The 21,085-nt window shown below is 65.7% G+C and carries 23 protein-coding genes; 7 read left to right on the forward strand and 16 right to left on the reverse strand.

Features of this window, described 5'->3' with window-relative positions; translation table 11 throughout:
* Positions 1 to 23: 23 nt before the first annotated feature.
* From JY96_RS16770 to JY96_RS16785, 4 genes are all read right to left on the reverse strand, one after another.
* Complete coding sequence (locus JY96_RS16770; protein ID WP_035039240.1) at positions 24 to 296, reverse strand: hypothetical protein; 273 nt, start codon at positions 294 to 296, stop codon at positions 24 to 26.
* 117 nt (positions 297 to 413) lie between these two features.
* Positions 414 to 1,373, reverse strand: coding sequence for a ribosome small subunit-dependent GTPase A (gene rsgA, locus JY96_RS16775; protein ID WP_081961347.1), 960 nt, complete (start codon positions 1,371 to 1,373; stop codon positions 414 to 416).
* Positions 1,370 to 1,717, reverse strand: a complete 348-nt coding sequence (locus JY96_RS16780) for a 4a-hydroxytetrahydrobiopterin dehydratase (protein ID WP_035039243.1) — start codon at positions 1,715 to 1,717, stop codon at positions 1,370 to 1,372. The genes rsgA and JY96_RS16780 overlap by 4 nt, the downstream gene beginning before the upstream one ends.
* An 11-nt stretch (positions 1,718 to 1,728) precedes the next feature.
* Positions 1,729 to 2,994 (reverse strand): M48 family metallopeptidase, encoded by a 1,266-nt coding sequence (locus JY96_RS16785; RefSeq protein ID WP_035039246.1) that lies wholly within the window; start codon positions 2,992 to 2,994, stop codon positions 1,729 to 1,731.
* A gap of 143 nt (positions 2,995 to 3,137) precedes the next feature.
* Between JY96_RS16785 and orn the strand changes: the two genes are divergently transcribed.
* Positions 3,138 to 3,752, forward strand: a complete 615-nt coding sequence (orn, locus tag JY96_RS16790) for an oligoribonuclease (RefSeq protein ID WP_052162649.1) — start codon at positions 3,138 to 3,140, stop codon at positions 3,750 to 3,752.
* A gap of 9 nt (positions 3,753 to 3,761) precedes the next feature.
* A complete protein-coding gene (locus JY96_RS16795; RefSeq protein WP_052162650.1) occupies positions 3,762 to 4,151 on the forward strand; it encodes a cupin domain-containing protein in 390 nt (129 codons plus the stop codon).
* An 18-nt stretch (positions 4,152 to 4,169) separates the two neighbouring features.
* On the opposite strand, the gene JY96_RS16800 is transcribed toward JY96_RS16795, so the two are convergent.
* The 3 genes from JY96_RS16800 to JY96_RS16810 form a co-directional block, all read right to left on the reverse strand.
* Positions 4,170 to 4,847, reverse strand: a complete 678-nt coding sequence (locus JY96_RS16800) for a hypothetical protein (RefSeq protein WP_200883522.1) — start codon at positions 4,845 to 4,847, stop codon at positions 4,170 to 4,172.
* Positions 4,848 to 4,939: 92 nt separating this feature from the next.
* Positions 4,940 to 5,857, reverse strand: a complete 918-nt coding sequence (gluQRS, locus tag JY96_RS16805) for a tRNA glutamyl-Q(34) synthetase GluQRS (protein WP_081961348.1) — start codon at positions 5,855 to 5,857, stop codon at positions 4,940 to 4,942.
* Positions 5,854 to 6,798 carry a LysR substrate-binding domain-containing protein gene (locus tag JY96_RS16810; protein WP_035039249.1) on the reverse strand — a complete coding sequence of 315 codons (945 nt, stop codon included), beginning with the start codon at positions 6,796 to 6,798 and terminating at the stop codon, positions 5,854 to 5,856. The genes gluQRS and JY96_RS16810 overlap by 4 nt, the downstream gene beginning before the upstream one ends.
* 134 nt (positions 6,799 to 6,932) lie before the next feature.
* Here JY96_RS16810 and JY96_RS16815 point away from each other — a divergent pair, with 134 nt between their 5' ends.
* Complete coding sequence (locus JY96_RS16815) at positions 6,933 to 7,634, forward strand: pirin family protein (RefSeq protein WP_035043370.1); 702 nt, start codon at positions 6,933 to 6,935, stop codon at positions 7,632 to 7,634.
* 22 nt (positions 7,635 to 7,656) lie between these two features.
* Here the strand turns inward: JY96_RS16815 and JY96_RS16820 are convergent, their stop codons facing one another.
* The 4 genes from JY96_RS16820 to JY96_RS16835 all read right to left on the reverse strand — a co-directional run bounded on the left by JY96_RS16820 (position 7,657) and on the right by JY96_RS16835 (position 11,986).
* Complete coding sequence (locus JY96_RS16820; protein ID WP_035039252.1) at positions 7,657 to 8,523, reverse strand: 23S rRNA (adenine(2030)-N(6))-methyltransferase RlmJ; 867 nt, start codon at positions 8,521 to 8,523, stop codon at positions 7,657 to 7,659.
* Between the two features lie 66 nt (positions 8,524 to 8,589).
* Positions 8,590 to 9,684 carry a beta-propeller fold lactonase family protein gene (locus tag JY96_RS16825; RefSeq protein WP_052162651.1) on the reverse strand — a complete coding sequence of 365 codons (1,095 nt, stop codon included), beginning with the start codon at positions 9,682 to 9,684 and terminating at the stop codon, positions 8,590 to 8,592.
* 8 nt (positions 9,685 to 9,692) lie between these two features.
* Entirely contained in the window at positions 9,693 to 10,781 is a 1,089-nt protein-coding gene (locus tag JY96_RS16830) for a glycosyltransferase family 2 protein (RefSeq protein ID WP_052162652.1), read from the reverse strand.
* On the reverse strand, positions 10,778 to 11,986 hold the full coding sequence (locus JY96_RS16835; protein ID WP_052162653.1) for a GNAT family N-acetyltransferase: 1,209 nt from the start codon (positions 11,984 to 11,986) through the stop codon (positions 10,778 to 10,780). The genes JY96_RS16830 and JY96_RS16835 overlap by 4 nt, the downstream gene beginning before the upstream one ends.
* A gap of 321 nt (positions 11,987 to 12,307) precedes the next feature.
* Between JY96_RS16835 and JY96_RS16840 the strand changes: the two genes are divergently transcribed.
* Positions 12,308 to 12,925, forward strand: a complete 618-nt coding sequence (locus JY96_RS16840; protein ID WP_035039255.1) for an NADPH-dependent FMN reductase — start codon at positions 12,308 to 12,310, stop codon at positions 12,923 to 12,925.
* Positions 12,926 to 12,964: 39 nt separating this feature from the next.
* Here the strand turns inward: JY96_RS16840 and JY96_RS16845 are convergent, their stop codons facing one another.
* The 4 genes from JY96_RS16845 to JY96_RS16860 are packed head-to-tail and all read right to left on the reverse strand — an operon-like array spanning position 12,965 to position 17,226.
* Positions 12,965 to 13,915 (reverse strand): alpha/beta fold hydrolase, encoded by a 951-nt coding sequence (locus tag JY96_RS16845; protein ID WP_035039258.1) that lies wholly within the window; start codon positions 13,913 to 13,915, stop codon positions 12,965 to 12,967.
* A gap of 7 nt (positions 13,916 to 13,922) precedes the next feature.
* Entirely contained in the window at positions 13,923 to 14,789 is an 867-nt protein-coding gene (locus JY96_RS16850) for an SDR family oxidoreductase (protein WP_035039261.1), read from the reverse strand.
* A 23-nt stretch (positions 14,790 to 14,812) separates the two neighbouring features.
* On the reverse strand, positions 14,813 to 15,727 hold the full coding sequence (locus JY96_RS16855) for an alpha/beta hydrolase (protein WP_035039264.1): 915 nt from the start codon (positions 15,725 to 15,727) through the stop codon (positions 14,813 to 14,815).
* Positions 15,724 to 17,226 carry an NAD(P)/FAD-dependent oxidoreductase gene (locus JY96_RS16860; RefSeq protein ID WP_052162655.1) on the reverse strand — a complete coding sequence of 501 codons (1,503 nt, stop codon included), beginning with the start codon at positions 17,224 to 17,226 and terminating at the stop codon, positions 15,724 to 15,726. Before JY96_RS16860 ends, JY96_RS16855 begins: the two co-directional genes overlap by 4 nt.
* Positions 17,227 to 17,316: 90 nt before the next feature.
* Between JY96_RS16860 and JY96_RS16865 the strand changes: the two genes are divergently transcribed.
* Positions 17,317 to 17,994 (forward strand): TetR/AcrR family transcriptional regulator, encoded by a 678-nt coding sequence (locus JY96_RS16865; protein ID WP_035039267.1) that lies wholly within the window; start codon positions 17,317 to 17,319, stop codon positions 17,992 to 17,994.
* Positions 17,995 to 18,012: 18 nt separating this feature from the next.
* Entirely contained in the window at positions 18,013 to 18,582 is a 570-nt protein-coding gene (locus tag JY96_RS16870) for a hypothetical protein (protein WP_052162656.1), read from the forward strand.
* Positions 18,583 to 18,630: 48 nt separating this feature from the next.
* Here the strand turns inward: JY96_RS16870 and JY96_RS16875 are convergent, their stop codons facing one another.
* A complete protein-coding gene (locus JY96_RS16875; RefSeq protein ID WP_052162657.1) occupies positions 18,631 to 19,863 on the reverse strand; it encodes an alkane 1-monooxygenase in 1,233 nt (410 codons plus the stop codon).
* Between the two features lie 141 nt (positions 19,864 to 20,004).
* On the opposite strand from JY96_RS16875, the gene JY96_RS16880 reads away from it, so the two are divergent.
* Positions 20,005 to 21,060, forward strand: a complete 1,056-nt coding sequence (locus JY96_RS16880; RefSeq protein WP_161784354.1) for an AraC family transcriptional regulator — start codon at positions 20,005 to 20,007, stop codon at positions 21,058 to 21,060.
* The last annotated feature ends 25 nt before the right edge of the window (positions 21,061 to 21,085 follow it).

The raw sequence follows: 21,085 nt of genomic DNA on the forward strand, positions 1-21,085 counted from the left end.
GTTTGTGCGTGCTCCGGGTTTGATCAGGACGCAGGCAGGGCACGTGCCCGGGCCAGCCAGTCGGCGAGTGCACCCACCATGTCGGCCTGGCTGAAGGAGCAGCTTTCTTCGGTGAACAGGGCGGCGCTTTCCAGTTGGTTGAGCAGGCGCTCCAGCACGTCCACGTAACGCTGCGGCAGCGCAGGCTCGTGGCTGTAGGCGGCGTCGCGCCAGTCACGGGCCAGGTCGGGGATGGAGATGGCGCCTTGGGCGAAGTCGTCAAGGGTGGCGGCCAGGGCGATGAGTCGGTCTGTCATGGTCGTGGGTGTCAGTGCGAGGTGTCGGTTCGTGATCTTGCGATTGCGATAGGGTCTTGCAAGATGGGCTTGGGGGCGCAGCCAGGGCTTGGTTTGGCCTTTGGCCTGAGTCTTGGCTCACCAGCGCGGCTGGCTGAGCTCGTCATACAGCGCGGTGTACAGGCTCAGGCGGATGGGGCTGATCTCGCCACGCGCCACGGCGGCCTGCACCGCACAGCCCGGTTCCTGCCGGTGCGTGCAGTTGTGGAAGCGGCAGTCGTTCATGTGCCGGGCGATGTCGGGCATCCAGCGCGCCAGTTCGGTGGGCGGGATGTGGTGCATGCCGAACTCCTGAAAGCCCGGTGAGTCGATCACGGCGCTGGTGCGGCTGTCGTCCAGCCAGTACCAGAGGCTGGATGTGGTGGTGTGCTTGCCGGAGTTGAGCGCCTGCGAGATCTCTTGCGTTTCGGCGCGGGCGTTGGGCAGCAGGGTGTTGATCAGCGTGCTCTTGCCTGCGCCGGACGGGCCCAGCACCAGTGTGGCCTTGCGTTCCAGCAAGGGGGCGACCTGGGCGCGTGCGGCCTCGGTCTCCTTTTTCAGGGACAACTCGACCACCTTGTAGCCCATGGCGCGATAAGGCGCGAGGCGATCACGTGCAGCCTGCGCACCGGGCAGGTCGATCTTGTTGAGCACGATGGTGGGTGGGATGCCTGCAGACTCGGCGGCGATCAGCGCGCGTGTGAGCTGCGATTCGCTGAACACGGGCTCCACCGCGATCCACATCAGCAACTGGTCGAGGTTGGCGGCGAAGGATTTGCTGCGCCACTCGTCCTGGCGGTAGAGAAGGCTCTTGCGCTCTTCCACGGCCACGATCACGCCTTCGTCACCGCCTTCCAGGGTGTGTTGCCACATGACGCGGTCGCCCACCACGGCTTCGCTTTTCTTGCCGCGTGGGTGGCAGATCAGGCGCTCGCCAGCATCGTCTTCCACGATCACATGGCGGCCGTGCGTGGCCACCACCAGGCCGCTCTGGCACTGGCTGGTGTCCGTGCTCTTGCTGTTGCGACGAACGCCGCTGGGTTTGCCGGGCCGCTTCATGCGGACAGGGCGTCCACGCGGGCGGCGCAGATGAAGTCGTTGAGGGACAGGCCGCCCACGGAATGCGTGGACCAGCGGATGGTGCAGTGTTTGTAGCTCACGGCCAGATCAGGGTGGTGGTCTTGTTCATGGGCGACCCAGGCCACGGCGTTGACGAAGGCCATGGTGTGGTGGAAGTCGGCCAGGGTGTAGGTCTTGGTGAGGGCGCCGCCTGGCGTGCTGGTGTCCACCTGCCAGCCTTGCAGCTGGCTCAGGAGCAGCAATTGCTCGTCAGGCGTGAGGGCGGGGCCGCTCTGGTGGCTGCAACGCTGTTGCTGCAGGGGCAGGGCATGGGCTGCGGTCATGGTCACCTCACTCAGTTGGCCGCCATGGCCGCCAGGCGTTCGGAGGCCGGTGGGTGCGAGTAGTAAAAGCGCACGTACATCGGGTCTGGCGTCAGGGTGGACGAGTTGTCTTTGTACAGCTTGATCAGGGCCATGGCCAGGTCCTTGCCGCTGGACTGCTTGCAGGCGTAGGCATCGGCCTGGTATTCGTCGCGGCGCGAGAAGTACGAGAACACGGGCGACACAAAGAACATGAAGGCGGGCAGGGCCAGCATGAACAGCAGCAGGGCCAGCGCATCGTTGGGTGCCGTCAGGTTGGGCGCCACGCCCAGGCCGGTGTAGAAAGCCATCTGGCGCGACAGCCAGCCCAGCAGCGCGAAGCCGGCCAGGCTCATCACGAACATCATGATCATGCGCTTGAGCACGTGCTTGTGCTTGAAGTGGCCCAGCTCGTGCGCCAGCACCGCCTCGACCTCGCCGTGCGACAGCTTGGTCAGCAGCGTGTCGAAGAACACCACGCGTTTGGACGAACCCAGGCCGGTGAAATAGGCATTGGCGTGCGCCGAGCGGCGGCTGCCGTCCATCACGAAGAAGCCCTTGGCCTTGAAGCCACAACGCGTCATCAGGTTGGTCACGCGCGAGGCCAGGGTGTCGTCCTGCAGGGGTTCGAACTTGTTGAACAGCGGCGCGATGAAGATGGGGAAGATCACCATCAGCAGCAGGCTGAAGGCCACCCAGGCGCCCCAGGCCCACAACCACCAGGCCTGGCCGGCCGCGCCCATCAGCCACAGGATCAGGGCGGCAATCGGCGTGCCGATGAGGATGCCCAGCAGCACCTGCTTGAGCTGGTCACCGATCCACATGCCCCAGGTCATGCGGTTGAAGCCGTGGCGTTGTTCGATGCGGAAGGTGTTCCAGGCGTCCATGGGCCATTCGATGATGGCGCCAATGGCCGTGAACGAACCCAGCAAGGCGAGCTGGTAGGCCAGGCCGCCCCAGCGCGGGAAGACGGCGTCGCGCACCAGGTGGTTGAGTGCGTCCAGGCCACCCAGCAGCGTCCAGCCGAGCAGCACGGCGGTGCTGATGGCGGTGTTGAGCAGGCCAAAACGCAGTTTGTCCAGGGTGTAGTCGGCTGCACGCTGGTGGCTGGCCAGGGCCACCTCGTTGCTGAAGGCCGGGGGGACGGCACCTCGGTGGGTGGCCACGTGGCGCGCCTGGCGGCTGTCCAGCCAGAACTTGGTCAACAGGGAGGCGGTCACGAAGGCCGCGAAAAGCAGGGTGAGATCACTGGATTGCATGGGCGCCAGTGTACGTTTGCCTCACAATCGCCGCTTCGGGCTCGATGGCCATAACCCCACACCCATGCGGACAGGGGGCCATCGGGCCGCTGGTTTTTCGCATGACAAGAGCCGGGCGATGGCCCGCGCAAGGACCCTGATCGATGAGCGACACGCTGCCCGCCACAGCCCCGACCCCGGCCGATACCCCCGCCGCCGATACCCCTGCCACCCTGACCAAGAGCGACCAGAACCTGATCTGGATCGACCTGGAGATGACGGGCCTCAAGCCGGACAGCGACCGCATCATCGAGATCGCCGTGGTGGTGACCGACCCGAACCTGAGCATCCGGGTCGAGGGTCCGGTGTTTGCCATCCACCAGTCTGACGAGATGCTCAATGGCATGGACGCCTGGAACAAGGGCACGCACGGCAAGAGTGGCCTGATTGACCGCGTCAAGGCTTCGACGGTCGATGAGGACCAGGCCGCCAAGGCCGTGATCGCTTTTCTCAAGCCTTATGTGGGCAACAACAAGTCGCCCATGTGCGGCAACTCGATCTGCCAGGACCGCCGTTTCCTGGCCCGCTACATGCCTACGCTGGAGGCCTACTTCCATTACCGCAACCTGGATGTCAGCACCTTGAAGGAGCTGGCCAAGCGCTGGAAGCCGGGTCTGGCCGAGGGTTTCAAGAAGGCGCAGAAGCACACGGCGCTGGCCGACATCCACGAGTCCATCGACGAGCTGGCGTATTACCGCGAGCACTTCCTGGTGAAGTGAGGGCGGGCCATGTCTTCGCGTCTGTCTGACAAGCCGGGCATCGTTCGCCTGGACCAGCCAGCCCAGCCTGGTGCGGTTGATCACCCCCGGCCGGATCGGCTGGAGCAGGGCAACCCGCGCCGCGAAACCTGGACGCTGTACGAATCAGCCGATGGGCAGATGAGCTCCGGCATCTGGGCCTGTGAAGTGGGCCGTTGGCGCATCGTGTTTCCCGCCGGCAAGGACGAGTACTTCTTTGTGCTCGAAGGCCATGTGCGCCTGCACGACCGCGATGGCGGTTTCGTGGATGTGCAGGCGGGCCAGGGGGCCGTGATCCCGGGCGGCTTTGAAGGTGCGTTCGAGGTGATCAGCCCGGTACGCAAGCACTTCGTGGTGGTGGAGCGGCCTCAAGCGGGTTGAGGCCCGGCCGCGATCAGGTCAGGGCTTGCTGGCCGGCGGCACCGATGGGGCGGGCTGCGTCTGAGGTGTCGCGGGCGTGGCGGGGGACGGTTTGCCTTCAGTGGCAGGCGAAGTGGGTGCAGGTGAAGGCGTGGACGCCTCGCCCGCAGAGGCCGCAGCCAGTTGCGGTGGTGGCGTCAGCACACAGCCGTGCGACACGGCAAAACCCTTGAGAAAGGCCCGGCGGATGGAGCCGGCCGTGATGGCCGCCGCCAGCTTTCTGGAGTGGCGCTCTGCACCGCTGAGCTTGCGCACCCAGCTTCTGAACGGCACCAGGCCTTCGGCGGTGCGCTGGATGGCGCCGATGGCGGTGTTCTCGGCCATGTCCTCGCCGCGGTCCAGCAGGGATGGGTTGTCATCCGAAGCGGGGGCATCCAGATCGGCGCCCAGCACGGCATCGAGCTGGTACACCTCGGTCACGACCACGCTGCAAGTGGCATCCGAAGGCGGCAGGTAGGGCTGCTTGAGCGCGTTTTGCAGGACCTCGGGGATCTCGTCGCGCATCAGGTTCAGGTCGCTCAACGGGGTGGTGGCGGCCGAGGTGACGCGGTTTTGTGTCTTGGTGGTGGCGCATGCCGACAGCAACAGCAACAAGGCGAGTGTGCTGACGCGCTTGGCGTACTGGGCGAATTTCGGAACGGGGCTCACGGTCGTCATGCTTTCACTTTAACCGAGTACCTCACAGATGAGGCTTCGTGCGCGCCTTGTCAAGACGCCTGGAGGCCATCGGCAGGCAAACCGGTGGTCTTTCACGGATTCCCTGGTGTGGCGAAGGGCCACTGTCGAACTGCTTGCGCCAGCCAATCCGCTACGCTACCTCGCGCTTCAGTCACCAGACCCAGTGCGCGCCCGGCCTGTTGCAGGGTTGCTTGAGGCGATGACAGGTCCAGCGCCCGGGCCCCGTTCTGTTTGGACAGCTTCTCGCCGTTGTCGCCCAGCACCAGCGGCGTGTGCAGGTAGCGCGGCGTGGGCAGGCCCAGCCAGCGCTGCAGCAGGATCTGCCGGGGCGTGTTGTCGCACAGGTCGGCGCCCCGGACGATGTGGGTGACACCCTGTGCGGCATCGTCCACCACCACGGCCAGTTGGTAGGCCCACAGGCCATCGGCGCGCTTGATGACGAAGTCGCCCACGGCGCTGGCCAGGTGCTGGTGCTGGGGCCCCAGTCGGCGGTCTTGCCAGGTGATCAGGTCATGCGGGGCGTCGGGTACCTGCAGGCGCCAGGCGCGGGCGGGCTTGCCTTGGAGCCCACCTCGCTCTGGGCGGCAGGTGCCGGGGTAGACCAGGTCGCCATGGCGTGGCTTGCTCAGGCCCAGGGTGGCATTGGCCTGGGCGATGTCGGCACGGGTGCAGCCGCAGGGGTAGGCGTGGCCGTTGGCAACCAGTTGGTCCAGCGCCGCCTGGTACAGCGCACCGCGCTGGCTCTGGTAGACCGGGGGCGCATCCGGGATCAGGCCGCAGCTGGCCAGTTGCTGCAGGATGAGCTGATCGGCGCCGGGCACGCAGCGTGGCAGGTCCACGTCTTCGATGCGCACCAGCCAGCTGCCACCATGGGCACGGGCATCCAGCCAGCTGGCCAGCGCGGCCACCAGCGAGCCCGCATGCAGCGGTCCCGTGGGGGAGGGCGCGAACCGGCCGATGTAGCGGCCCGCCTCTGCCACAGCGCTCACAGGATCAGGCCCTCGTGCAGGTCCAGCAGGGCGCAGCGCGTGGCCGGGCTGGCCAGCTGGTGCAGCCACCAGGTCAGGGCCATGCCGGGCTGGGCACCCGTCTGGCGCCAGGCGTAGTGCGTGCGCACGACGCGGGGTGGGGTGTCCACCTCCTTGCGGATCAGGCGGCCTGAGGCGATGTGGGGACGCACCATGGGTTCAGGCAGGAAGCCGCAGCCCAGTCCGCGCAACTGGGCCTCGAGCTTGGCGGCCATCGAGGGCAGGGTCAGCACATCCTGGCCGGGCAGGATGCCCACGGTGGCCGGGGCCAGGTCGCGTGCGGTGTCGGCCACGGCGATGATGCGGTGCTGCGCCAGCGTGGTCGATGACAGCGGCTCGGGCGCCTGGGCCAGCGGGTGGTGGGGCGCCACGGTCAGCACGAACTGGTGCTCGCCGATGGCCTCGAAGCGGATGTCCTGGCTGGACGCACGTTCGGCCATCACCCCGATGGCGAGGTCCGCCTGGCCGGAAGCCAGCGCTTCCCAGGTGCCGGTCATGACCTCGCTGCGCATGCGCAGGCGGGTGGGGGGCTTGAGGGCGTAGAAGGCCTCCATGAGGTCGAACACGGCGTGCGGGGCAATGGCCTTGTCCACGGCCACGGTCAGCTCGGCTTCCCAGCCCGAGGCGATGCGGTGCACGCGGTTGGCCACGGCGTTCATCTGCTGCAGCAGCAATTGGCCCTCGCGCAGCAGCTCTTCACCTGCTGCGGTGAGTCGGGCCTGGCGGCTGCGGCGGTCGAACAGCAGCACGTCAAGCGCATCTTCCAGCTGGCGCACGCTGTAGGTCAGCGCCGAGGGCACCTTGCCCAGCTCGCGTGCGGCGGCGGCAAAACTGCCCGTGCGGGCGATGGCCACCACCATGTCCAGGGCTTCGGGCGAGAGGGCGTGGCTGCGGTCGGTCATGCAGGGTCAAACCTTGGATGATTCAAATTACTTGAATGATGCCATCAGCGGCCCGCAGCGGCCAGGCGGGTGTCGGCGCCTACAGTGAACCCACCGCGAACGACATTCGCTCACACCCTGAAAGGAGTCACACCATGCTGACACTGCGCCGCTCCGATGAACGAGGTTATGCCGACCACGGCTGGCTGCAGAGCTTTCACAGCTTCTCGTTTGCCGAGTACTTCGACCCGGCACACATGGGTTATGGGCCGCTGCGTGTAATCAACGACGACGTGATCGCGCCCGGCCGGGGCTTTGGCATGCACGGCCACCGCGACATGGAGATCGTGACCTATGTGCTCGAAGGTGAGCTGGCCCACAAGGACAGCCTGGGCAATGGCGCGAGCATCCTGCCCGGCGATGTGCAGCGCATGAGCGCTGGCAAGGGCATCATGCACAGCGAGTTCAACCAGGCCTTGTACAAGCCCACGCACCTGCTGCAGATCTGGATCGAGCCGACCGAGAAGGGCCTGCGCCCCGGGTATGAGCAGAAGAACTTCAGCGCCGAAGACAAGCGCGGGCGCCTGCGCCTGGTGGCCTCACCCGACGGCCGTGATGGCTCGGTGACCATCCACGCGGATGCGACCTTGTCCGTGGGCCTGTTCGATGGGGCTGAAGCGGCCGAGCTGGCGCTGGACCCGACGCGCAAGGGCTATGTGCACGTGGCGCGCGGGCAGGTGGTGGTCAATGGCCAGGCTTTGAACGCGGGTGATGCGCTCAAGCTGGACGGTGAGCACAGCTTGATCATCGGGCAGGGCCAGCAGGCCGAAGTGCTGTTCTTCGACCTGGGCGCCTGATGGCGCTCAAGCCTGGCCGGGCTCAGCTTTGCTGGGCTTCGAGCGTGTAGGCCGCGTGGTCGTCCTGCCCGATGGTCTCGACCAGCCAGGGCAGGGCTTCGGCCAGGCGGTCGTACAGCGTCCACGGCGGGTTGATGATGAACATGCCACTGCCGTACAGGCCCAGGCCGCCCTTTTCGGCGGCCTTGACGCGCAGCGTGGCATGCAGCCAGTCCACCTTGGGCAGCTCGGCGGCCAGGCGCTTGAGCTGGCCGGGCAGCTGCTGTGATTCGCGGCGCGCCACCTCGGGGTACCAGATGGCGTAGGTGCCGGTGGTGAACTTGGTGATCGCGTCCTTCAGGGTCTGCGTCACGCGGCGGTAGTCTTCCTTGAGCTCGTACGGCGGGTCGATGTGGACCAGGCCGCGGCGAGGGGGCGGCGGCAGGCAACCCTTGAGGTTGCTGAAGCCGTCGGCGCACTGGATGCTGACGCCACGCTTGACCGAGGCGAAGTGCCCTTCCAGCAGCTTGATTTCGGTGGGATGCAGCTCGAACAGGCGCAGGTGGTCACCCTCGCGCAGCATCTGCGCGGCGATCTGAGGCGAGCCGGGGTACCAATGCAGGTCATCCTTGTCGTTGACCTTGGCCACCTGGGCCAGGTAGTCCTGTACCGCTTCGGGCGTGGCTTTCTTATTGCGCAATGGCCACAGCGTGGTCACGCCGGTTTCGGCTTCGCCACTCTTGGTGGCGTAGCTGCTGGTGAGGTCGTAGAGCCCCCCGCCGGCGTGGGTGTCCACCACCCAGAAGGGTTTGTCTTTCTTGAGCATGTGCTCAAGCAACTGCACCAGGACCATGTGCTTGAGCACATCGGCGTGGTTGCCCGCGTGGAAGCCGTGTCTGTAACTGAACATCCGCCAAGGGTAGCGGTTTTATGGGCCTGTGCCCCCTGGCCGGTGTGACTTTTTTCTGGACGGCGATCAGGCGGAGGGCGCGTGCGGCAGTTCGATGACCTCGACCCAGGTCGGGCTGGTGCCGCAATCGAGCTGGCTTTGAAGCCGCATGCGGCCTTGTTCCGGATCGAAATCGATGACGCTCAGGCGGCCCGTGTCCTGGCTGGCCACGAAGAGCGTCAGGCCATCAGGGGCCAGCGCAAAACTGCGTGGCAAGGCTTCTGTCTGCAGGCAATCGACCAGGGCGAGCTGGCCGGTGGTGGTGTCGATGCGCAGGGCGCTCAGCGTGGCGGCGCGGCGGTCGCTGGTGAACAGCCATTGGCCGTTGGTGCTGACGCGCAGTTCGGCCGACCAGGGTTCGGTCGATATCTCCGGCGGCAGGATGCGGGCATGGCTCAATGGCGACGGTGGCGCGCTGCCTTCGCCCAATGCCAGCCCATCCACGCTGCCGCCAAGCTCGTTGATGAGGAACAGCCAGCGCCCGTTGGGGTGAAAGGCCAGATGCCGGGGGCCGCTGCCGGCACGGCAGGCATGGCGCAGCACAGGCTCGGTTGACAGCGGGGTGGCGGTTTGCTGGGGGGCAGACGCAAGCCGGTAGCACAGCAGCTGATCGGCACCCAGGCAACTCACCCAGACGTGCTGGCCATCGGGGGCCGGGCAGATGGCATGCGCTTGCCTGGGCGTGTTCAACACCTGCAGCGTCGGGCCGACAAGGCCGTCGGCCTCGATGGCGTTCACCGCGATCAGGTCTTCACCATAAGACGAGGTCAGCAGGTATCGCCCGTCCAGGCTGGTGGACACATAGACCATGTTGCCGGCCAGCGGGCTGGTGCCCAGCAGGCTCAGGTGGCCCTTGTGCGCGTCGACAGCCAGGGTGTGCACCGTGAAGGGTGCGGTGCGGTTCACCGCGTACAGGCGATCGCGCTGGGGGCTGAAGGCCATGGGCATGATGGCGCCGCCCAGCGCCAGCCGCTGCACGGTCTGCCAGCTGGCCTTCGTGGCGGGCTGATCAGCGAGGCCAGACGCAAGCGGGGGGGCGTGCGGGCGCAGCACATGGATGTCGCCGCTGCCGGCTGCCGACACGTAGACGGCCAGACGGCTGGAGCGGGCCGCCATGTGCATGGTGCCGTTCAGGCCTTGGCGCCTGCGGTGCCACGCCCGCGTCGGGCCATGCTCAGCAAGGCGTCGGGCATCAGTGCCTTGAACAGGGCGCGTGCGGCCGTGCCATTGAAGGCGCCATAGCGCAGCGCCGCCTTGATCAGCAGGCTGATGGCCAGGCCAGGGCGGTCCTCCGAGTTGGCGTATGCCGCATCGATGGTGACCTCCGACAGCAGCTTGCGCAGCGCCGGCCCACGTCGCTGCCGCAGCTCAGGGTCACGTGCCACGATGCGCTCGGCCACCATCACCACATCCACGCTCGAGTTCTTGCTGTAGCGCTCGGACGAGATCTGCGTGTTGGAGCGCCGGTAGTTCAGCAAGGGCCGGTCGATGTAGGCGAAATCGGTGACACGGGCGGCGCGCACCAGCCAGTCCCAATCGGTGCACAGACGCGCTTCGGGGTCAAAGCCACCGATCTGGTCGATCAGGGCGGCACGGAACAGCACCGTGGGCGGGTGGGCGAAGTTGCCGCAGGCCATGGTGTCGTAAACCGAGCCCATGTACACCGGCACGTCCACGGGTTCGCTCGCCGGTGTGGGCAGGCAGGCGGCCACATCCAGTGTGGTCTTGCGCGGGAACTGGCCGGCCGGGCCACCGCGATCGGCGGTGCATTGCGCGTAGTAGCAGGGGCTGTAGCGCTCGGCGATCGGGCCCTTGTCGCTGAAGGCGCTGAACTCCGTGCAACACAGGCCGACCTCGGGGTGCTGGTCCAGCAGGGCGATCTGCGCGGCGATGCGCTCGGGCATGCACAGGTCGTCGTGGTCCATCAGGGCGATGAATTCGCCGCGGGCATGCAGCAAGCCTGTGTTGCGCGCCGCAGGTACACCGCCATTGGCCTGGCGCACCGCCACGATGCGCTCGCCGTAGGACTGCAGCACCTGCCAGGTGTCGTCGGTGGAGCCATCGTCCACGATGATCAGCTCCATGGGCTGGTAGGTCTGCGCCAGCATGGTGTCGATCGTCTCGCCGATGTGGCGCGCCGAGTTGTACGCCCCGATGATGACGCTGACCAGGCGCGGGACGCGCGCATGCTTCTGTTGAATGGGGTGGATGATCATCATGCGCCTGCAATCAGTTCGAGGGGCATGACGTAGTCCAGCAACTCTCGGCAGCTCAGGAGACCCAGGAGCACGGCGGTGGTCATGTTGCGGCGGTTGCGCATGGTGGCCACCCATTGCTTGCCGCTGCGCAGCCCTTCCTCCAGCCTGGGCAGGAGGCCATCGCGCTGGAACACGTGTGTGCCCTGGGGTTCGCGGCCCGTGGCCAGCGAACTCTTGTAGCGGTAATCGCCCGCGGTGAAGTCGTAGACATGCTGCCCGTTGCGGGCGTTGTGTTCGATGGCCAGCGCGTGGCAGACCAGGCCTGGACGATCCTGCTTGTCCAGCAGGCCCGTGCGGAAGCCGGATTGGTAGAACACCACGCGGCCGCGGTGCACGAAGTTGTAGAGGTAGCCCAGTTCGGTGTCGCCTACCGAGATGCGCAGCAACTGGATCTCGCCGCGGTCGAACGCTTCTTCTATGAGCAGATCGTGGAAGCGCTCTGCCACCTTGGAGTTGACGAAGGCGGATTCTTCGCCACGTTCTTCCCATTTCTGGGCATGCAAGGCGCGCAGGGCGTTGAGAAATGCCCGGGCCTCCTGGGCGGTGCTGGCCGGGGTCAGCGTCACCTCGCCCAGCTTTCGGTAGCCGCTCAGGCTGCGCCTGACCTGGCTTCGCGTGTTGGCGCTCAACAGCGGGATGTAGCCCTCTGCCTGGGCACGCACCTCGTTGAGATCGACCGTGTACGAGGCCAGCTCGACGGTGCGCACCAGCATGCCGCGTTCCTGATGGGCACTGGCCAGTTCGGCAAAACGGGCCTCGGCCTTGGTGATCTCGAAGCGCCGCACACCGGTCTGAGTCAGCAGGTGGTTGAGCATGGCGTCCTTGATCTGCACGGCGCGACCTTCTTCCGTGAGGAAGCCGTTGTACTCGATGGTCAGGCTGTCGAACTCCATCAGCCCGGTCGCGTGCAGCCGCCAGCAAGACACGGGAACGACGCGCAGCATGCGGGCCCGGCCGCGGATCAACAGGCCCAGGCCCATGATGACATCCCCATCGCGTGCGACGAGCAACTGGGGTTGCAGATGCGCGGGCAGGATGTTCAGCCAGTTGCCGATCCATGACCATGATGTGAAAAAAGTGGCCATGGCGCGGGTTTCAAGCTCGCGCCACCATGCAGCCAGCGTGGTTCGGGGCGGTGGGCTTTCCAGCGCGATGGTCAGGGCCATTGAGGGACTCCGTGTACTTGTCTTTTGTTGGCATGCCGCACCAGGGGCCGGGCGCACCGCTGGCTGGTGGGCAGGGCAGGTGTCTTTTACCGAACGGCCGACGCATCACCTGGCGCATGAGGCGTGGTGGAGGCTGAGGCTGAAACGGGAACCGGCCGATCTTAATCAAACCAGGCCCTGGCAGCGTCCGCCTGTATCGGGGGGCGGCAAAGCCGGCTTGTGCGAAATTGCATGTTTCTCTAGCAATATACGTGCTGGAGTTACAGCGCCTGGTTGCTGTCCGAAATTGGCCCTGAAAAGGGTCTTGATAACTGGAAGTACATGACCGCAAGCAATCTTTCCCGGCCAGTGAGGCTGTTGGCCATTTCAGGTAGTTCACGCCAGGGTTCGCTCAATCGCCAGCTGCTTGGTCTGGCGGCGCGCAAGGCGCAGGCGCTGGGGGCGGAGGTCACGCAGGTCGATCTGCGCGAGCTGGCCCTGCCTGTTTACGATGACGATTGGGCCGCGGCGCATGGCAAGCCAGAAGGCGCCATCAAGCTGCGCGCCTTGTTTGCCAGCCATGATGGCTTGTTGTTGTCCTGCCCGGAGTACAACGCCTTGCCCACGCCCTTGTTGATCAACAGTTTTGACTGGCTGTCCACGGTGCCGGCACAGGATGAGCTGCCCGGCGGTACGGGCGCCACGTCTGGCAAGCCGGTGGGGCTGATGGCCGCCTCGCCAGGCGCCCTGGGCGGCCTGCGGGCTTTGCCCATCGTGCGCACCTACCTGAGCACCAATTTCGCCATGGTGGTGGTGCCCGAGCAGCTGGGCCTGCCGCATGCCGACCAGCAGTTCGATGAAGCCCATGGCCTGGTGAAGCCGGATCTGGACAAGGTGCTGGACCGCCTGGTGGCGTCGGTGGTGCGCCAGGCGCGCTGGCGCATCGCTGAACAAGCCTGAGGACGCCTGAAGGGCTCAGGCCAACGGGGCCGAGAGGCCTCAGTTGCTGGCCGCCAGGAAGGCGAGGAACACCTTCAGCGTGGCCTGCGGGTCTTCTTCCTGGGGCAGGTGGCCCAGCCCGGGGAAGGTGGTGAGCTGGCAGTGCGGGATGTCCCGGCAGAACAGGTTGCCCTGGTCGGGCGAGATCATCTCGTCTTTCTCGCCCCACATGACCAGTGTGGGTTGCTGCACCCGGTGGATCAGCGCTGAGTTGCTGCCGAACTGCGCCTGGTCCATGCGCTGGAACAGGGCGCGGCGGTTGCCCACGCGCAGGTTCAGCTCGAAATAGCGGTCGACCTTCTCTTTGGTGGCGTGGGCCGGGTCACCGAACACGCTGCGCACGCTGGACTCGACGAGCGAGCGCGGCAGGATGCGTTCGGACACCCAGCGCAGCCCGCGCATGCTGGCGATCTGGAAGGCCAGCGGCATGGACAGCACGGAGGGCTGGTAGCCGTCCGAGTCGATCAGCACCAGCTTGCGCACGCGCTCGGGTGCCAGCACGGCCGTTTGCCAGGCCACTTCGCCGCCCAGGGCGTTGCCCACCAGGATCACGCGCTTGACGTTGAGCGTGTCCAGAAACCGCAGCACGAAGCGCACATAGGCGTCGATGCGGTAGTCGCCCTGGGGGCTGGGGCCGGTCAGGCCGAAGCCGGGCAGGTCCACGCTGATGACACGGTGTTTGGCCTGCAGTGCGGTCTGCCAGCCTTCGTAGGTGTGCAGGCTGGACGACATGCCGTGCAGCAGCACGATGGGCAGGTTGTCCTCGCGCGGGCCGGTGTCCCGCATGTGCACCTGCATGCCGTCGAGCTCGACGAAGCTGGAGGGCTCGGGCGCCCAGCGCCCCACCAGTTGCCCCAGTTGCCGGTCAGGCTCCCAGGTCGACCAGACAGCCACAGCCAGGCCGATCCCCAGCAGGACGGCACTCCACCAAAGTCGGTTCAGCCACTTCATGCGCGCATCATGCCGCGCTTCGGGCCGGTTGACGCGGCTTGTTCATCTTGCGCAACTGTTTCATCACCAGCACCTGGTAGGCCGAGCCGAACAGGCGGATCACCTTGTCGAGCTTCTTGGCGTCGTTGCCGACCAGCACGCGGCGCTCGTTGTTTTCAACGGCCTGCAGGATCTGCAGCGCGGCCGATTCGGCGGTGGTCACGTTGATCAGCTTGTTGGCGCGGCGCTTGTGGGCGTCCACGCTCTGGCCGGTGAGCTTTTCCATGACCGGGTCCACCTTGCCGGCGTTCGCGATGTTGGTGGCGATGCCGCCCGGGTGCACACAGGTGGCGCTCACGCAGGCGCCTTCCATGTCCAACTCCATGCGCAGGGCCTCGGTGAAGCCGCGCACGCCGAACTTGCTGGCGTTGTAGGCGCTTTGCGTGGGCACGGCCATCAGGCCGAACAGGCTGGAGGTGTTGATGACATGGCCTTCGCCCGACGCTTTGAGGTGCGGCAGGAAGGCCTGGGTGCCATACACCACGCCCCAGAAGTTGATGCCCATGATCCACTCGAAGTCGCTGATCTTCATGTGCTCGACGGGGGCGGTCAGCGCCACGCCGGCGTTGTTGAAGATCAGGTTGACCTTGCCGTGGTCGCGCACGACTTCGTCGGCCCAGGCGTAGACCTCGTCGCGCTTGGAGACATCCAGCTTGCGCACGGTGACGCGCACGCCATGCTGGCTGGCCAGTTCGGCCGTCTTGACCAGCTCGGCGTCGTTGACGTCGCTGATGGCCAGATTGCAGCCGCGACGGGCCAGCTCGACGGCCAGCGTGCGGCCCATGCCGGATGCGGCGCCGGTGATGGCCGCGACCTTGTTCTTGAAGTCTTTCATGGGGTCTTCCTCAGGCGATGGGTTTAAGCGGTCACGCGGGCTGTCACGTTGGTGATAAAGGCGCCGCATTCTTTCAGGGTCTGGCGGGCTTCGGGCAGCATGAGCATGGTGGGCCACACGTGGGGCATCTTGGCCTTGAGGTGCAGCTCGCTCTTGACGCCTTGTTGCTGCGCGCGTTCATGCAGGCGGGTCGAGTCAGCCAGCAGGATCTCGTGCTTGCTGGCGTGGATCATCAGGGGTGGCAGGCCCTTGAGGTCGGCAAACAGGGGCGAAGCCAGCGGCGTGGTGGTGGGCTTGCCGTTGAGGTAGAGCGCTGCAGCTTCGGGCAGGGACTCGGGGTTGAACATCACGTCCGCATCGGCCAGGGACTTCATGGTCTCGCCCGAGCAGGACAGGTCGCTCCAGGGCGAGAACAGTACGGCGCCTGCGGGCATGGGCAGGCCCTGGTCACGCGAAGCCACCAGGCAGGCCAGGGCCAGGCCACCACCGGCCGAGTCACCACCGAAGACCACGCTCTTGGGGTCGATGCCCTTGTTCAAGAGCTCTTTCCACCAGGCCACGGCGTCGTCCACGGCAGCGGGGAAAACGTTTTCGGGCGCCATGCGGTAGTCCACCGACAGCACCTGGGCTTCGGCGGTGCGCGCCAGGTAGGCACAGGTCGGGCGGTGGGTTTCCAGGCCGCAGAAGAAGTAGCCGCCACCATGGAAGTACAGCACCGTGCGCTTCGGGTTGGCCACACTCAACCACTCGGCCGAGCACAGGGCGCTGGCCGGTTGCGCCGCCACGGGCGTGTGCTTGATTTCGGGCGGCGGGGGCGGGTAGCGCTTGGCCATCTTGTTGACCATGTGGCGTGCCTTGTGCACGTTCAATGGCCCACGCCCTGCGCGCTTGAACTGGTAACGCAGGACCATGTTGGCGATGACGGATTGAATGCTCATGCGCGCTCTGTGAAGTAGGGGTTGAGGTTGAAACGGCGGGTTTTCAAACGGTAGGCAAATGTAAACCCTGGCCACAGCGTCGTGTTGCGGCCCTTGTCGTCGATGTACCAGCTCTTGCAGCCGGAGTTCCACACGGTTTTCTTCAGGTCGGCCTGCACATCGGCCACGAAGCGGGCCTGCGCCTGGGGTTTGACTTCCAGGGCCTTGATGCGGCGCTCTTTCATGGTCTTGAGCGCCTCGACGATGTAATGCGCCTGCGACTCGATCATGAACACCATGGAGTTGTGGCCCAGGCCCGTGTTGGGGCCCATCAGCATGAAGAAGTTGGGGAAGCCTGCCACGGTGATGCCCATATAGGCCTCGGCGCCTTGCTTCCACACCTCGGCCAGATCGGCGCCACCCTTGCCGAACACGGCCTTGGGCGGGATCGGGTCCTGCACCTTGAAGCCGGTGCCGAAGATGATGGCGTCCACCTCGTGCTCGCGGCCATCTTGCGTGCGCACGCCGCGTGGCGTGATGGCCTGGATGCCCTCGGTGACGACCTCGACATTGGTGCGCGCCAGGGCAGGGTAGTACTCGTTGGAAATCAGCAGGCGCTTGCAGCCGGGCGTGTAGTCGGGCGTGAGCTTGGCGCGCAGGGCCGGATCCTTGATGGCCTTGTTGATGCGGTGCTTGCCCACCTTTGCCACCAGCTTCATCCACTCGGGCTTGAACTTGAAGGCCAGGAAGCGCATCTCCAGCGTCCAGTACAGCTTGGTGCGGGCGATCTTCTGGCGCCAGGGGTTGGCGTTGAAGTCGGCCTTTTCTTCGGGTTTGATGGGGCGGTCCATCTTGGGCACGACCCAGGGCGGGGTGCGCTGGAAGTAGGTGAGGTGGTCCACCTTGGGGGCAATCGCCGGCACGAACTGGATGGCGCTGGCGCCGCTGCCGATCACGGCCACGCGCTTGCCCGTCAGGTCGTAATCGTGGCGCCAGGTGGCGGAATGGAAGGTGGTGCCCTCGAAGCTGTCCAGGCCCTTGATGCTGGGGATGGCCGGGTTGCTCAGTCCGCCCATGCCGGAGACCAGCACATCGGCTTCGAACACGCGGCCGTCGTCCGCCTTGACGACCCAGACCTGGCGCGCTTCGTCATAGCGCGAGGCCGTGATGTTGGCGCCAAAGCGGATGTGGCGCAGCAGGTCGTACTTGGTGGCGACGTGCTTCAGGTACGCGTAAATCTCGGGCTGGGGCGCGTACATGCGCGACCAGTTGGGGTTGGGCTCGAACGAGAAGGAGTAGAGGTGGGACTCCACGTCGCAGGCGCAACCGGGGTAAGTGTTGTCGCGCCAGGTGCCACCCACGTCATGGGCACGCTCCAGCAGCACGAAGTCGTCCTCGCCGTTTTCACGGAGTTTGACACCCATGCACAGGCCCGAAAATCCCGTGCCCACGACGATGATGCGGTGCCGCTCCACCCCCTGGCCGGCGGCAAGCGGCTGCTTGAATTCATTCGGCTTCATACGGAGATCTTTCTGAAAGCACTTTGATTTGTGACAAGAATTATTGTCAGACTAACTTTGACAATGATTCATGTCAATATAGGGATCCCTATGGACGCAGCAATTTCCGACTCATCCCCCCCGAACAAGCGCCGTTATGGCGGTGTCTTGCCCGAAGAGCGCCAGCGCCTGCGGCGAGCCAAGCTCATCGACGGCGCGCTGGAGGTGTTCGGGACGAAAGGCTTCCACGCCACGACGGTGCGCGAGGTGTGCGTGGCTGCGCACCTGACGGAGCGTTACTTCTACGAGTCCTTCAAGACGCTGCCGCAGCTGTTTCTGGCCACTTACGCCGAATTGCGCGAGCAGTTGATGGCCTTGACGCTGGCCTCGCTCAAGCAGGCCGAGCCCACGCCGCTGGGCATGCTGGAGCCCGCCATGCGCGTGTTCCTGGAGTTCATCCGCGACGACCCACGCCGGGGCCGCGTGATGCTGGTGGATTCGCTGGGCGTGAACGACGAGGTGGCCGCCTTGAGTGGCGCCACGGCGCGCGACTACTCGGCCATGATGCGCCAGCACCTGCACCTGCTGGTGCCCAAGGGCCGCGCCGCCGAGATCAACCTGGACTTGCTGGCCGACGGCATGATCGGCCTGAACGTGCTGCTGGCCTCACGCTGGATGCAGGACGGCTTCAAGGAACCGATCGACAAGGTCGTCAAGACCAACTTGTTGCCGTATCAGGGCTTGCTGGCGCTCGTGGACCACGAACCCAAGGCCCCCAAAGCGGGCTGAGCCTGATAAGGTGGTGGCATGCTCGAAGCCATCCGCCAGCCACTGATCCAGCGTTATGCCGAGCCCCATCGGGCCTACCACGGCATGGCCCACATCGAGGCCTTGCTGCAAGCGCAACTCGCGCACCGCGATCTGATTCAGGACCAGCGCGCCGTCATGCTGGCGATCTGGTTCCATGACGCCGTCTACGACACGCAGCGGCAGGACAACGAGGAGCGCAGCGCCGTGCTGGCCGGGGAGATGCTGCAACAGGCGGGGGCGGATGCCGCCTTGATCGACTCGGTACAGCGCAAAGTGCGCGCGACGCACCACCATGAATGGACCGATGGGGACCCGGACACGGCGGTGTTCCTGGACCTGGATCTCGGCATTCTGGCGACCTCACCCGAGGCCTATGACCGCTATGCACAGCAGGTGGCCCAGGAGTGGGCCTGGGTGCCCGAGCCGGCCTACAAACAAGGCCGCGTCAAGGTTCTGCAAGCCTTTCTGGATCGGTCCCAGATCTATTTCACGCCGGCCTTGCGGGCCCAGTGGGAAGACCGCGCCCGCGCCAACCTCCAACGTGAAATCGCCGCGCTGACGGCGTGAGCGTCAACGCGGCGCGAGGTGCTGGCCAGCGAGCTGGCCGCGATGGGATCAGGCCTGCTTGAGCGCGGGCTGGGCCGCCTGGCTGGCCTGAGCGGTGGCCGAGTCGGTCAAACCAAAGCGGCGCATCAGCATCGCGCGCTTGGCGGGCAGGAAGTTGATGCGGTTCGCATCGCCACCGACGGCCTGGATCACGCGCTTGTCCATGATGGCGAACCACAGTGGCGGCACATAGGCAGCCAGGAACATGCCGAAGTAGCCGGAAGGCAGTGTGGGCAGCTCGGGGAAGTTGCGCAGCGACTGGTAGCTGCGGGTCGGGTTGGCGTGGTGATCCGAGTGGCGCTGCAGGTGGAACACGATCAGGTTGGACACGATGTGGTTGCTGTTCCACGAGTGGTGCGGCTGGCAGTGTTCATAGCGGCCATCGGCCTTCTTCTGGCGCAGCAGGCCGTAGTGCTCGATGTAGTTGGCCGAGGTCAGCTGGAAGGCGCCCCAGAAGGCCACGATGGCCAGGATGGGCACCATCTTCGGGCCGAAGGCCGCGATCAGGCCACCGTACAGCAGGGCCGTGACCAGGCCGGCTTGCAGGATCTCGTTGTCCAGGCTCCAGACCGACTTGCCGACGCGGTCCAGGCGTTCCGTTTCCAGATCCCAGGCGCGGAAGTAGGCGCCGGGCAGCTCGCGGAACATGAAGCGGTAGATGCTCTCGCCCATCTTGGAGGATGCGGGGTCTTCGGGCGTGGCCACATGGCGGTGGTGGCCGCGGTTGTGCTCGATCGAGAAGTGACCATAACCACCCAGCGCCGAGTTGAACAGGCCCATCTTGCGGCCGATCCAGTCCTTCTTGTGGCCCAACTCGTGGCTGAGGTTCAGGCCAAAGCCCAGCATGGAGCCGGTGATCACGGTGGTGGCCAGCCATTCATACCAGGCCAGGTCGTGTGTGGCCAGGAACACCACGTTGAACAACAGGCTGCCCCACAGCACGGGCACCACGAGGTAGTTGATCCAGCGGTAGTAGCCATCGGCTTCCAGGCGCGGCACGGCGCCCTCGGGCGGGTTGCTCAGGTCCTCGCCCATGATGTAGTCGAGCAGGGGCACGCCCAGGTAGATCGCGATCATGCTGGCAAAGAACCACATGGGGTGGGTGTGGCCGTTCAGGTAGGCCACAGGGCCCACCACCACGGAAGCCGGCGCGATGACCGACAACAGCCACATGAGCTTCTTGCGGTCGCGGTAGCTGGCGGGGTCTTGTTCTTGTGCAGGAAGGGGCAGGGTAGCGGGCATGGGTTTGTCTCCTCAAGTTCCTTGAACCATGACGTGACTGTGCGTTTTCCCTCCTCGACGCGACACCGTTTGTGCTGGCAGAATTTCGTCATTTAGTGACATGCCCGAATGACCTCAACCCGAATGGCATCCAGGATCGACATGCTTGATGCGCACGCGCCTGCCGACTGGTTGAAGCCCTCCCTGCACCCCGTCTACGCCCGCCTGATCTGCGCCGAGTTGCGCCGCCGCGGCTTCAGTGAAGACGAGATCCTGCAAGGCACCCGGCTGAACTGGGCCGAGTTGCATGGCAGCAACCTGTTCCTCAGCTTCGAGCAGACGCGCCGGCTCGTCCTGCGGGCTTTGACCTTGACGCAATGCCCCTGGCTGGGGCTGCAGGTGGGCCTGAGCACACAGTTGTCCGCGCACGGGGCCTTGGGTTATGCGGCCATGGCGGCCGGCACGGTGGGCGAGGCCATGTTGCTGTTGCAGCGCTTCACCGACGTGCGCCTGCGCCTGGCCCGCATGGATGTCGATACGCGTGGTGGCTTTGCCCTGGTGCTCAAGGAGGTGCTGGTGTCTGATGATGTGCGCGAGTACATCGTCGGGCACATCGCGGCGGCCATGTTGCGCATGTTCGAGACCATCGCCGGTCAGGACATGCGGGGCCGCGTGCGGATTCAGTGGCCCTTCCCCGAGCCGCCCTGGGGCCAGCACTACCGCGACTTCTGCCCGCAAAGCGAATTCGGCGCCGATCAACTGCGCATGGAGTTGCCGCTGGATGTGTGGGGCAGTCCGGGCATCGCGTCCGACCCCGAGGCCTTTCGCACGGCCTTGCGCGACTGCGAACGCCAGCTCAACCAGATCGAGATGGGCACGGTGACGACCCGCGTGCAACGCCGCCTGTTGGGCTGCGACGGCAGCTACCCGTCGCTGGAGCAGATGGCCGAGCTGGAACATGTGTCCCCGCGCACGCTGATTCGCCATCTGAGCGAAGAGGGCATGAGCTACCAGCGCCTGCTGGATGCGGTGCGCGAGGAGCTGGCCTGCTGGCTGCTGGTGCACACCGAGCTGAGCGTGGAGGCCATCGCCGAACGCCTGGGGTATCAGGACACGTCCAACTTCAGCCGCACGTTTCGGCGCTGGCTGGGTGTCACACCGCGGGATTTTCGGCAAACCCGGGTAGACCACAAGCCACTTGAGGCTCAATCGGGCTGATCCGGGTGCCGGGCTTCTTACAATG

Source organism: Aquabacterium sp. NJ1 (genome assembly GCF_000768065.1).
Taxonomy (GTDB): domain Bacteria; phylum Pseudomonadota; class Gammaproteobacteria; order Burkholderiales; family Burkholderiaceae_C; genus Aquabacterium.